General features: G+C 28.2%; 12 protein-coding genes. 6 read left to right on the top strand and 6 right to left on the bottom strand.

The features are described 5' to 3' along the window. Positions 1-19: 19 nt before the first annotated feature. The 3 genes from KFW21_04590 to KFW21_04580 form a co-directional block, all read right to left on the bottom strand. Positions 20-817 (bottom strand): PTS transporter subunit EIIB, encoded by a 798-nt coding sequence (locus KFW21_04590; GenBank protein MDK2818708.1) that lies wholly within the window; start codon positions 815-817, stop codon positions 20-22. Positions 818-1,072: 255 nt separating this feature from the next. Next, positions 1,073-1,597 (bottom strand): superoxide dismutase family protein, encoded by a 525-nt coding sequence (locus KFW21_04585; GenBank protein ID MDK2818707.1) that lies wholly within the window; start codon positions 1,595-1,597, stop codon positions 1,073-1,075. Positions 1,598-1,623: 26 nt separating this feature from the next. Then, a complete protein-coding gene (locus tag KFW21_04580; GenBank protein ID MDK2818706.1) occupies positions 1,624-2,700 on the bottom strand; it encodes a hypothetical protein in 1,077 nt (358 codons plus the stop codon). A gap of 280 nt (positions 2,701-2,980) precedes the next feature. Between KFW21_04580 and KFW21_04575 the strand changes: the two genes are divergently transcribed. The 4 genes from KFW21_04575 to KFW21_04560 all read left to right on the top strand — a co-directional run bounded on the left by KFW21_04575 (position 2,981) and on the right by KFW21_04560 (position 6,913). Continuing rightward, positions 2,981-3,553, top strand: a complete 573-nt coding sequence (locus KFW21_04575; protein ID MDK2818705.1) for an ankyrin repeat domain-containing protein — start codon at positions 2,981-2,983, stop codon at positions 3,551-3,553. 139 nt (positions 3,554-3,692) lie between these two features. Then, positions 3,693-5,777 (top strand): glycine--tRNA ligase subunit beta, encoded by a 2,085-nt coding sequence (gene glyS, locus KFW21_04570; protein MDK2818704.1) that lies wholly within the window; start codon positions 3,693-3,695, stop codon positions 5,775-5,777. 12 nt (positions 5,778-5,789) lie between these two features. Beyond that, positions 5,790-6,446, top strand: coding sequence for a glycerol-3-phosphate acyltransferase (locus tag KFW21_04565; protein ID MDK2818703.1), 657 nt, complete (start codon positions 5,790-5,792; stop codon positions 6,444-6,446). A gap of 71 nt (positions 6,447-6,517) precedes the next feature. Continuing rightward, positions 6,518-6,913 carry a hypothetical protein gene (locus KFW21_04560; protein MDK2818702.1) on the top strand — a complete coding sequence of 132 codons (396 nt, stop codon included), beginning with the start codon at positions 6,518-6,520 and terminating at the stop codon, positions 6,911-6,913. A gap of 72 nt (positions 6,914-6,985) precedes the next feature. Here the strand turns inward: KFW21_04560 and KFW21_04555 are convergent, their stop codons facing one another. From KFW21_04555 to KFW21_04545, 3 genes are all read right to left on the bottom strand, one after another. Continuing rightward, complete coding sequence (locus KFW21_04555; GenBank protein MDK2818701.1) at positions 6,986-7,828, bottom strand: hypothetical protein; 843 nt, start codon at positions 7,826-7,828, stop codon at positions 6,986-6,988. Between the two features lie 72 nt (positions 7,829-7,900). Further along, the gene (locus KFW21_04550; protein MDK2818700.1) at positions 7,901-8,566 is read right to left on the bottom strand and encodes a hypothetical protein; all 666 of its coding nucleotides are present in this window, start codon (positions 8,564-8,566) and stop codon (positions 7,901-7,903) included. A 1-nt stretch (position 8,567) separates the two neighbouring features. After that, on the bottom strand, positions 8,568-9,512 hold the full coding sequence (locus tag KFW21_04545; GenBank protein ID MDK2818699.1) for a hypothetical protein: 945 nt from the start codon (positions 9,510-9,512) through the stop codon (positions 8,568-8,570). A gap of 165 nt (positions 9,513-9,677) precedes the next feature. On the opposite strand from KFW21_04545, the gene ychF reads away from it, so the two are divergent. Beyond that, on the top strand, positions 9,678-10,778 hold the full coding sequence (ychF, locus tag KFW21_04540) for a redox-regulated ATPase YchF (GenBank protein MDK2818698.1): 1,101 nt from the start codon (positions 9,678-9,680) through the stop codon (positions 10,776-10,778). Between the two features lie 43 nt (positions 10,779-10,821). Then, positions 10,822-12,363, top strand: coding sequence for a hypothetical protein (locus KFW21_04535; GenBank protein ID MDK2818697.1), 1,542 nt, complete (start codon positions 10,822-10,824; stop codon positions 12,361-12,363). The last annotated feature ends 10 nt before the right edge of the window (positions 12,364-12,373 follow it).

The raw sequence follows: 12,373 nt of genomic DNA, 5'->3' as shown, positions 1-12,373 counted from the left end.
TTATTTATATTTAAGTATACTATGGTAATGATTTCTTGTCAAAGAAATCATTACCGTTTATTAAAAAATGATAATATTCTAATAAAGATTCAAATAGTTCATTAGAAATATTGTGAATATATATTTCATTTTCACTAACACTATTAGGAGATGTCTCTAATCCGTAATAACCCCAAATAGTCGTATTTATAGCGATAGGAACAGCAGTATCTATTTTTAATGTATAGTTAGTTCTTGTAATATTAGTAATATTTGATATTTTTAAAGTATTTATTATAAACAAACTTTGTATAGTATCCCAAAATAACAGAGTATACTGAATTATAGTAAATATTTCTTGCATATTTTGATCTACTAATAGTAGTATAGAATTATTTTTTTGTTGAATAATAATATTATGAGTATGAGATAAGTCTTGTAAAAGTTGTTGATTTATTTCTATGGAATCATTTATAAATATAGTAATTTGCTTATCAGTATGAGTTAATTTTTGGATATTTTTTGAACCTTGTAATAAATTTATTAATTCAAGTGTAAAAGTATTATTTAACGCTTTATAGAGTAAATTTAATTGAAAAGCAAGTTGAGAACTTATCTTACCGTAAATTAGATGTATAAAATTATCTTCTCGAATAATACCTTGAGTGTTTAATAAAAGAAAACTTTTATCACATGCTAATAGAGAAGGATTTACTACTTCTATTCTAATTCTACTCATACAGTTACTTATCTTAGTAATATTATAATAACCTAAAGCCATGGCTAATTTGTTGAGAATTTTTTTTTGAGATATAGAAATAAGGTTTTGATATAACATATTGAGAGTCCTTTAAATATAAATATAAATATATTATAGTGTGAAAAGAGATGTGAGTCAATAGACATAAATATAAATATTGTATAAAAAATAAAAATATAATTATCGAATCTATTTATTTTATAATAGACTTATAATAGTACACCCCTTGTAATATAGATATACTATTTATATACTTTATATTATCCCCTATACTAAATTTCCCCCCAATATATAATATTGGGGGGAAATTTAGTATAGGGATTTTTTATTTTATTAAAAAGGTGCGGCAAACATTCTTGGACCACTTCCGCCAAGAGGTAAAGGTGTGTCTGAATAGTTATCAGGATTTCCATGAATCATAAAACTCTTACCTTTAATATCTGTTAATTGAATTTTTTTATTAGTAATTATAGAATTAATAGTACCATTGTCATCAACAGAAAGTTGGGGTAAATCTCCTCTATGGCCATTACCTTCTGGTCCTGCATGGATACCTGTGTTATCTGGATCCCAGTGACCTTTAGCCATACCACCTATTATCATTTGTGAACCATCAGCATGGATAGATGGTGTTAAAATATTGGTTTCATGGATATGAAATCCATAATTACCTGGAGTAAGATTAGTTGCAGTAACATGGATAATAATACCTTCTTTAGCCAATGATTTAACAGTAATAGTACCAAAAATCTGGTCTATACCCTTCTCTGTAAGATTATACAAGGAACCTTCTAGTTCTTTTGGTGATATACCACAATAAGTTAATAATAAACTTAAAATTATAATAACTAATTTCATTCTATCCTCCAATTTAATATAAATATTTACTTAGGTTTAACAACTCTAGTAACTTTAGGTCTTCTATTTGTTTGTACTACTTTTGTAGGAGCAGGTTTTTTAGCAGCAGGAGTTGCAGGTTTTTTAGCTGGAGGAGTTGCAGGTTTTTTAGCAGCAGCTGGAGGAGTTGCAGGTTTTTTAGCAGCAGCTGGAGGAGTTGCAGGTTTTTTAGCAGCAGCTGGAGGAGTTGCAGGTTTTTTAGCAGCAGCTGGAGGAGTTGCAGGTTTTTTAGCTGGAGGAATTGCAGATTTTTTAGCAGTAGGCTTTTTAACAGCATTAGTATTAGTGTTTTTAACACTATTGATATAATTTGGATCAATAAGACGTTGATATAAATCTATTGTACTGACAAAGACATCTCCTAAAGAATCAACTTGAGACCCAGATAATGTTGTATCTAAATAACCTTTATCACTATAAGCTCTAACTTTAAAGCTTGTTAAAGGACGAGCAAAGAAAGTACGAAGTTGCATAGCTTCTTTTTGAGAAGGACTGGATTTTAACCAATAGTTATAGTTAATATCATAGTCACTTAAACTTAATTCTGTTTCTTGATTTCTAGTTTGTAGGAGTAAATCTGCTTCAAATCCTTCTGATACAAATTTTAATTTGATGAAATTCATTTTCTCTTTTTCTAATTGAAGAAGAGAGGTAGGAGAAAAACTAGGTCTAGTTCTCACACCACGAACAGGTGATACGCGTGATATATTATAAAGAATAGCTATAGATAAAGAACTAGTACCTTTATCAAAATTGAAAATATGTGGGTAAAAAGATATTTTACCGATATTAACACGGATTTGAGACCAAGCAAAAGAGCCCGTTAATGATGGAAACGCAAATAAAGTCGCATTAAACATCATTCCTCTATTACCAGCAAGAGAAGATGAGTTTTGTGCCAGTTGATGGTATAAAATACGACCTCTATCAATCCCATCTTCTAAAGATAAAAATTTTGGATCTCCAGTATATGTAATCCATTTGTATTGTGCTTGAGATATTGTAGGAATGATTGTGAAAATTGTAAGTAAGAGTGTTTGATAAAAAAGATTTAGTATTTTCATAAAAAATACTCCTAAGTAAATTAATTATAATATATTATAAATATAAGAAAGAGGGCTTTCTTTGCTCTAGTTAAAATATACTACTACTACTATTTTAATTGATTTATATTTATATTAAATTTGAATAATAAGTTGGATATATTACTTGCACTTTTTCTAATATGTATATTATACTATTAATTAGTTTGTCGGTACATAGTATTTAATAATTAGCAAATATATTATTTATTTACATATAAAAAATAAGGAGTGTAAAATTTTAAAACTTATTTATTTTATAGTGTTGTTTATCTGTGTAATAGAAATAAGAGCAAATAATTATAATTATACCTTATTTTCTCAAAATGTCAATAAAACAGAAAATGAATTAATATCTTCAAATTATTTGTATCCAGAAACAAGTCAATCTTCTACAATAATCCCTTGCGATTACAATCGTTTTTATGATGATTTAGATGCGAATAAAGATTATATATTAAATAATAAAGAATTTTCTTTATTACATTTAGCTGTTGCTACTCAAGATATATCCATGATAAAAACAACATTAACTTATGATAGATTGTTGATCAATATGCAAGATATGAATGGATGCACTCCTCTTCATATAGCTGTATTAACAGAAAATCAGGCTATTATTGAGATATTAATTCGCTTAGGAGCAGATGTTAATAGATCTAATAATGAAGGTGAAACACCTATTTTTAATGCTGTAAGAAATAATTCTAACAAAATATTAATTGATTATTTGATCTCAGAGGGTGCAATCATTGATTTGAGTAACAAGAGAAATCAATCATTAACTCAAATTGCGGAATTATATAATAATAACTATTTTAATAATACACTATAAAAGATAATAGTATATTGAAAAGTAAATTGTCAAGTCTTTAATATTTTTTTTCAAATACAAATCAAATTTTTATATTGAAATTTACAACAAATTAATTTATAATAATAGTTACAATTACATAATAGCTTAGGAGTAATAAATGTTTAATTTTGTGTTTGAAATTCTTATCGAAGAAATTCCACATGGAGTATTACCAAATACATCTCAACATATAAAAGATCAATTACCTATATTATTATCAAAATATGGTGTCAATTATAAATCTATTACTTATTTTATGACTCCGCGTCGTTTAGCTTTTTATATAGAAGAGTGCCCTCCAAAAGGAAATGATAGGATCATAGAACAAAAAGGACCTTCTAGTAAGGCTGCTTATGATGAACAAGGAAATCCTACCAAAGCATTGCAAGGATTTTTTAATTCTTATAATGTTACTTTATCAGATATAGAAGAAAGAGAAATAAAAGGACAAAAATATCTTTTTATTCAAAAAACAGAAATTGGGGAAGATTTAGAAAAAATATTACCTACTATTCTAAAAGAACTTATTCAAGGAATCAAATTTCCTCAACCAATGCGTTGGAATTACAATAATGAAGTTTATGAATTTATTCGTCCTGTCCGTGGTATTATGGCTCTTCTTAATGACAAAATATTACCAGTAAATTTTTTTGGATTAGAATCTAGTAATAGTACTTATGGGCATAGACAATTATTTCCACAAGCGATAGTGCTTCCTAATGCTAAAAAATATGAAGAGATACTCAAAATGCATGGCTGTATTCCAAAATTTGAAGAAAGAGAACAAATTATTCAAGATTATGTAACTGCAATAGTTTCTTCAATGAATGGAATTGCTTTGTTGGATGATGAGTTATTAAGTATTTTAGCATCACTCACAGAATATCCACATCCTCTTCTTGCTACTTTTGATCCTGAATTTTTGTGTTTACCAAAAGAAGTATTAATTTCAGAGATGAAAGTACATCAAAAATATATACCGATTATTGATCAAAAAGGTGTTTTATTACCAAATTATATTATTACTGCTAATATTTCCTATCAGGATGAAAGTACTAAAAAAAATATTTTAGCTGGGAATGATAGAGTATTAAGAGCTCGTTTTGCAGATGGTCAATTTTTCTTTGAAGAAGATAGCAAAAAAGGATTAACTTATTATGCCGATCAGTTATCATCTATAGCATTTATAGATGGTGCTGGAAGTATTGCTGATAAAATAGAAAGAATGAAAATTATTGCTACTTATCTTAAAAATATATTAGAGCCTAGTATAGATCAAAAGGATTTAATGCAGGCAGTTTCTTTTTCAAAGGCAGATTTAAGTTCATTAATGGTAGGTGAATTTCCAGAATTACAAGGGATTATCGGAGCATACTACGCTAAGAATCAGGGCATGTCCGATGATGTTGCTTTGGCAATAAGAGAACATTATTATCCTATGAATATAGATGGGGAGCTACATGTTCCTACTCAGAAGCTGTCAGCTTTATTAGGATTGACGGATCGTTTGGATAATTTATTTACTTTATATGCTGTTGGTAAAACTGTTACAGGTTCAAGAGATCCTTATGCCTTGAGAAGACAAACAATAGCAATTATTAATATTTTACTTCAGTACAAGTGGGAAGTATTTTCTATTATTGATATTTTTAAAAATATTTCTTCTTTATATATTCCTATGTTGACAATAGATCAACAAGAATGGCAAAAAATGATATTAGATTTTGTTCAAGTAAGATTAGAGGGGATTTTAAAAAATACTCCTTATAATTATCAAGCAGATACACTGAATGCTATATTTTCTCAAAATATAGATATAATACTTCATGATATAGATAGAGCTGGAGCGTTGCAACAAATAAGAACCAAAAATCATGCTAGTTTTACTAATTTGATAGAATTAGCTAAGAGAATTTCTAATATTTTGAAAGATCAAAAAGTGCAAACTTTACGAGAGTCATTATTAAGTGAAGATATAGAAAAAAAATTGTATTTACAGTACCAACAAGTGACAAAACAGATAAATGTACTATCCTATGAAGATAGATTATTAGAATTATTAAAAATGGAACAAGTAATTGTACAATTTTTTAATACTATTTTGGTAAAAACTGGGGATGAAAAAGAGATTAATAGAATAGCCTTATTACATTTGATTGATAAATTATTTATGAATCAAGCTGATTTTAGTAAGCTATCATAAGGAAGAAAATTAATGAGTTTATTTGACAATGTACTATATTCAGGAATACTATTTATGGGAATAAGTTTTATTTCTGGTAGTGTCCCTTACGGCTTGTTATATGGTTTTGCAAGAGGTATTGATATTAGAAAATTGGGCTCTGGTAATATAGGTGCTACTAATATTAATCGTCAATTTGGTTTTTGGCAAGGTTTTGTTCCTATACTTATCTTGGATGCAATGAAAGGAAGTATTCCTATTGTTCTTTTTCGAATATGTGTATCTCGTGAATTAGATGCATCTTTATTTGATATCATGGAAATTTTTATAGGTTTGTTTGCGATAGCAGGACATATTTTTTCTCCTTTCTTGGGATTTAAAGGTGGTAAAGGTGTTGCTACAGCATTGGGAGTTGTTTTTGCTTGGAATTATATGGTTGCATTAATCATCGTAGGAATTTTTTCCGTGGTGTTCTTCACTTTTGGTAAAAAAATAGTAGGACGAGCATCTATCTGTGCTACGATGTTCTTTCCTTTTATAACTTATCTAATTCCTAATACAACTAAACCTTTGCAGATAGCTGCTATTATTATATGTATTATCATCGTTCTGACACATAAAAAAAATATCAAAGATTGGTATACAGGTCAAGATCTAGTACAAAAAAATAAAAAAAGAGCAATCAAATAAAAAATAATACACAAGAACATGAAAGAACATTTATTAGTTTTTTTGAAGAAAATCACCCTTTATTACAAGAGATGCCAAAAGAATTTAGACAATTATGGTTTAATAGTTACAAGTCTGTCGCTACTAAAGATATGTTATTTCTTCAAATGGAAAGGATTTATAAAAATTCCATCACTAAAAAAGGAGAATTTGTAGATTTATTAACATTTGAAATTACAGATATTCAGGTACTATTAGAGTGGGAAGAAGATTTTCCTGATAAATCTTTTGTTGCCTCTGATCCTTATTATATTTTTTATGATGGTCTTGATGACAACAAACAAGGTCTATTCTCTATAGGAGATTTGGATTTGAAAACAATGGATTTTACGCCAGAATTAGAAGTGTTTATTACTATAAAAGAAGATCATATCGCTATTGATTTTGACAATGGGGAAGCTCTAGAGTTATGGACAAAAATGAAATAATTTTTATAAAAAAAAAGACTAGTGGAAAAAACTAGTCTTTTTTGTTTGCTTAGGAGTTGAACTTATATAAAATTATAGAATACTAGTGAATTGATTGTTCCAAAGTCGTATTTTTTGAAACACTTCAATATTACTTGAAGTGTTTTCTAATTCTTGAAATATCTCTAATACTTGAGGCATTGTTAGATTAAATTTTTTAAGATTTTTTTGTTGAGATTGTTTGTCTAATTTGGTAGAAATATCTGCTAAATTCTCACCTACTTTCCAAGCAATTTTTTGAGATAAAGGTAATGTTGGTTTACTATCCTGATAAAGTTTTAAGGCTGCTATAGAATAGCGAAAAGAATCGTAATAGAATTGTTTTTGTGCCTCAAGATCACTTAAAAGCCATAGTGATTGCATACGATAAAAGATACCATCTTCTTTCATATCATTAAACAATAATTGAGATTTTTGTCTCAATTCAGTAATAGAAATCCAAGATTTTTTGAACAATTCATCTCTATTTTGACGAAGATCTTGTTCCGTTTTACCTAGTATAGTTAATAAAATAGTGAATTTATCATGCCAAATATCTTGTTCATCTTGAAAATTATCTTGAATTTTTCTTTGTAATTGAATAGAAAATTTATTTAGTAATTGTTCTATAATATTAGAAATGTGTTTTTCTTGAGTAGCTGGATGATTGTCTAGAGGAAGATTTTGAGCTAATTTGGAAATAGTATTTTCAAATATTGTTTCCTTATGATTTACAGATCGTTGTAAACTGAAAAGAGCTTCTGAAAGCTGTTTGATTTTTGATGATAATCGAATATAATAAATAAATAAAATGATTATAATCACACTAATTATAATAAAAATAAAAGGGTAATAAGATGTTGGAATCAATTTTACTAGTTGAGCTAGGTTTTTCATAATGTATCCATAATTGAGAATTTAACACATAAGATGTGTATTATAATAGTATATATTAAATATATAAAAATTTCAATAATTTTTATATTGATGAGTAATATCCCAATTTGGGTATTTTTTTAAAATATTTTCTATGATAGTAATATCTTCTACATAGTCTATACTTAAAGAGGTATATATATCAGAAGTATAAGGACTAATAGGTTCTTCTATATAGAATAAATTACGATTATTATAGATATATTGAGTAACATGTTCTAATTCATCTACAGTAGAAGCTTGTTGATAGCTTCTTTCTAATGTTTTGAAATTAATAATTTCAACCCCTGTTCCAAAAGTATTTTTTAAAAAATGGCTCAGATCACATTTTTTCTTATGGTGATATACAATTAACAAATCAGCTAAATAGGGGCTGAGAAGAGGATTGTCGCCTGTAACTCTCATTATTAAATCGTGAGAACCGAAATGTTTGGCAGCATGATAATAACGATGGAGAACATTAGTCTCATCTCCTCCAAAAATAGGAATATTAATATGATATTTAATTAAAAATTGTGTATATTGTGATATTTCATTTTCTGGTACTAATAATGCTAATATATAAGGATGTTTGATTTGTTGCATTCGTTGGATAACGCGTATAATTAATGGAATATCTAAAATATCTGTAAATGCTTTGTTAGGGAATCGTGAGGATAAAAGACGACTTTGTATTCCTATAAATATTTTTTCTTGCATTTTAAATTTTCTTAATAAATTCTATAAATAGAGGATCTGTTGTTTGTAATTCAATACCTAATCGTATCGTAGGATGTAATAAATTAATATACTGAGCTATTGTTTTTTTATTGATAGGGGTATATTGACGACCATGTATTAATTGAGATCGAAAATCATAAATTTGATTAAAGGTATTCTGAAGCTCATTCAAAGAATATAAAGAATGCTGTTTTTTTAGTTTGATCATCATATGACGGATCAAGGTCAGCTTACTAACAAATTGTCTATTCATGGGCATTTTACTATCATGCTTACTAGGATTGTGTACTAATAAAATTTCTGCAGAAATGCAGTATTGTAGAAATTTTTGTGTGAGATCAGTAAATTCATTAGTAAGTCTTAAACTTTTAGCTAGTTGTACAAAATGAGGAATATTATTATGTTGGGTTAAAATACCGTCCCAATAAGAGGCTTGTAATTTAATATCATTGATATCATCAATTAATAATGATGGATTAAGAATTAATTGTGCTGCTTTGGGTAGTTCTTTTTTTAAGGCTCTTAAAATTTCTCTAGAGCTAATGTTATTTATATCACAGATGAATCCACCAGGATTTTGGAGATAACTATTATCAGAAATATACCCGCACAAAAATCCATAATCCACCAATCCATGTTCAAAAGGAAGTTTTTTGTCACAAGTAGCAATTACCCATATTTTGCTAATTTCTCTAATAAATTGCTCTTCTAATGCACCTTCTGCACTAAAATTACCAAGAGGGTAAAGAGTATACAAAATGCGTCGACGCTCTTTGTCTGAAAGTTTGTCGCTTAATATTTTGATACTTTTTTCAAAGATTGGTAGTTCATCAGAAGATAGATTTCTTAATGTAATATTAAATAAGTGAGATAAAGTGATAGGTTGACAAAGAGATCTAAAATAAAATGTTGGATATAAAAGCATGAGATCTCCTAAATGTGATTGTTTAGTAATTATATAATGAATAATCTTGTATTTATTATACTTCGAACTGATTTTTTTATCAAATTTTAAGATGTATTTTTGCTTATATTTATTGTGTATGTTATAATAATGGAAATACAATAAACTCATACTGGAGGTTTGATTATGGGATTTTCTTGTGGAATCGTCGGTTTGCCAAATGTTGGTAAATCAACACTTTTTAATGCACTAACAAAAGCTGGAATAGAAAGTGCAAATTATCCTTTTTGTACTATTGATCCTAATATTGGTATCGTTAATGTTCCTGATAAAAGATTGTCAGTGCTTTCAGAAATCTCTGGTTCTAAAAAACTAATCCCAACAACAGTAGAGTTTGTTGATATTGCAGGTCTTGTAAAGGGAGCTTCTAAAGGTGAGGGATTAGGTAATCAATTCCTTTCTAATATTCGTGATACGGATGCAATTATTATGATGACACGTTTGTTTCAAGACGAAGATGTAATGCATGTTATTGGTAGTATAGACCCTGTTAGGGATATTGAAATAGTCTTAGATGAATTAGCACTAAAAGATCTTGAAACAATTCTTAATATCAAATCCAAACAAGAGCGACAAGCTCGTACAGGAATTAAAGAAGCTAAGATATTATTTGAATTAATGGTCGCTTTGGAACAAATTATCACAGAAGGTAAAATGATTTATCAAGCTGAACTTACTCCAGCTCAACGCATATTGACAGACGGATATCGTTTTCTTACAGACAAACCTATTCTTATTGTTGCTAATGTATCAGAAAGTGAAGTCAATGATCCTAACCAAAATATATATTGGACACCCCTCAATCAAAAAGCTCTTCAATTGGGAGCTGGTGTTTTACATTTGTCTGCTCAAATAGAACAAGAAATTTCAGAATTAGAAGATGATGAAGCCAAAGAATATATTGCAGAATTAGGTTGGGAAGATAGCGGTCTTAATAGACTTATTAAAGCTGGTTATGAATTATTAGGCTTGATTACTTATCTCACTACTGGCGAAATAGAAACTAGAGCATGGACTCTTCATCAAGGAATGTTAGCACCTGAAGCAGCAGGGATAATACATACTGATATGCAAAAAGGTTTTATTCGTATGGAAACTGTGTCTTATCAAGATCTTGTTGCCGTAGGAGCTTGGTCAAAAGCGAGAGAAAAAGGTGTGCTTCGTCAAGAAGGGAAAGAGTATATTGTTCAAGATGGGGATGTTGTGCATTTTTTATTTAATAATTAATGTTGATAATATTTTTTATTAATAAATATATAGAGGATATTAGATGGATATAATACTTGTTGCAATTTCTTTACTTACAGTTGTGCTAACAATGTCTATAGGTTATTTAATTATCCAAACATTTTTCCCTAATAAAGATCATAGGATTGAAATTTCAGATGCTTTTAATGAGACTGATTATGATAAAGTAGTTCAACTAACAGAAGGTAAAGAGCATACTTTTAGTCACTCTTCTCTTAGTGCTTATATCCATGCAGCTCAGGCAAGATCAAAATTAGCTATGTTTGAAGAAGCGATTAAATGGTGGGAAATAGCATTAATAAGATTGGAATTAAGTACAAATGATAAAATATTTGTAGAACTAGAAATTGGCGATTGTTTTTTAGCGATTAATGATCTTAAACAATCAGAAATGCATTATAGAATAGCAACAGCTTTAGATAAAAAACATGAAAAAGCAAATCATAAATTAGCTTATATTTTTTATTGTAACAATATTTTTGATATGTGTCGTAAAATATTAATACCTGTTCTCAAAAACAATCCTGCCTTGATTGATAGTAGAAAACTTTATGCAGAATGTTTGGCTTCTTTAGGTTTGTATGCCAAAGCGATTCGTCATTATAATTTGTTAGAAAGAAAGCAAGAGAATATAATTACTTATAATTATGCAAAAACATTAACAAACTTGAAAGTTTGGGATAAAGCATATGATGTTTACACGCTCTTATTAGAAAAAACACAAGACCAACATATAAAAGAATTTATTATTTGTGAATTAGTTTCTATTTGTATTTCTATGAAAAAATATCATGAAAGTTTAGGAATGATAGATTCTTATCTTAATCAAGTAAATGAATCTGAGACTAAATTGAACTTAAAATATATGCGTGCTTCTATATTTTCTTTGAGAGGAGATCATATCATTGCATTACGAGAATATAAAACACTGCATCAAGAAAATCCACTCTATAAAGATCTTGATAATATTATGCTCAATAATGAAAAATGGCTGGATTATCCGTTTTTAAGTAATTACTACACTTCTAATGAAAGTTTATTTGAATCACTTATTACTAGATTAGCTATTCCTGGATTAACTATTTTTAGAAGAACGGCTAGCTATGTAATGGGTGTTTTAGATAATAAAGTCTGTGTTTTTTATAGAGAAATGAGAGAAATTAATGATCATTTTTTAAAAGAAATAGATACTCAAATTATCCAAAATCTTTCTCATATTGAAGAGGTCGAAATTTGGTCTTTAGAAGGTAAGAAAGAGAGACACGCACAGATGAGTTATGAATATAGAATTGTATTCAAATCTGATGATGAATTTTTGGTGCAAGTTAATTTGGCAGTAGCTACAATTGATCATATAGAAGGTGGACAAGCAATGAATTTTGTGGAAGGCATGAGAAATCTTCCTGAAATAATTCCTAAGATTGAATCAGATACAGATTTAAAATTTGAACCTGATGTAGAACCTGTAATTGATCAAAATATAGATCCTATAGTAGAAAATATTTTAAATAAACAAAATAATTTTTTAGATGATGAGTTATTATCAAAAGCATTAGAACAATAATCAAAGGATA

The sequence above is a fragment of the Spirochaetota bacterium genome, from assembly GCA_030154445.1.
Taxonomy (GTDB): Bacteria; Spirochaetota; Brevinematia; order Brevinematales; family Brevinemataceae; genus Brevinema_A.
Note: the sequence above shows the minus strand (reverse complement) of the source record. Positions and strands in the feature narration are given on the sequence as shown.

Excerpts from the sequence above, each read along its gene's own strand:
- KFW21_04550 (MDK2818700.1), bottom strand. The coding sequence starts at position 8,566 with ATGCAAGAAAAAATATTTATAGGAATACAAAGTCGTCTTTTATCCTCA.
- KFW21_04580 (MDK2818706.1), bottom strand. The coding sequence starts at position 2,700 with ATGAAAATACTAAATCTTTTTTATCAAACACTCTTACTTACAATTTTC.
- KFW21_04545 (MDK2818699.1), bottom strand. The coding sequence starts at position 9,512 with ATGCTTTTATATCCAACATTTTATTTTAGATCTCTTTGTCAACCTATC.
- KFW21_04565 (MDK2818703.1), top strand. The coding sequence starts at position 5,790 with ATGAGTTTATTTGACAATGTACTATATTCAGGAATACTATTTATGGGA.
- ychF (MDK2818698.1), top strand. The coding sequence starts at position 9,678 with ATGGGATTTTCTTGTGGAATCGTCGGTTTGCCAAATGTTGGTAAATCA.
- glyS (MDK2818704.1), top strand. The coding sequence starts at position 3,693 with ATGTTTAATTTTGTGTTTGAAATTCTTATCGAAGAAATTCCACATGGA.
- KFW21_04555 (MDK2818701.1), bottom strand. The coding sequence starts at position 7,828 with ATGAAAAACCTAGCTCAACTAGTAAAATTGATTCCAACATCTTATTAC.
- KFW21_04535 (MDK2818697.1), top strand. The coding sequence starts at position 10,822 with ATGGATATAATACTTGTTGCAATTTCTTTACTTACAGTTGTGCTAACA.
- KFW21_04590 (MDK2818708.1), bottom strand. The coding sequence starts at position 817 with ATGTTATATCAAAACCTTATTTCTATATCTCAAAAAAAAATTCTCAAC.
- KFW21_04560 (MDK2818702.1), top strand. The coding sequence starts at position 6,518 with ATGCCAAAAGAATTTAGACAATTATGGTTTAATAGTTACAAGTCTGTC.
- KFW21_04585 (MDK2818707.1), bottom strand. The coding sequence starts at position 1,597 with ATGAAATTAGTTATTATAATTTTAAGTTTATTATTAACTTATTGTGGT.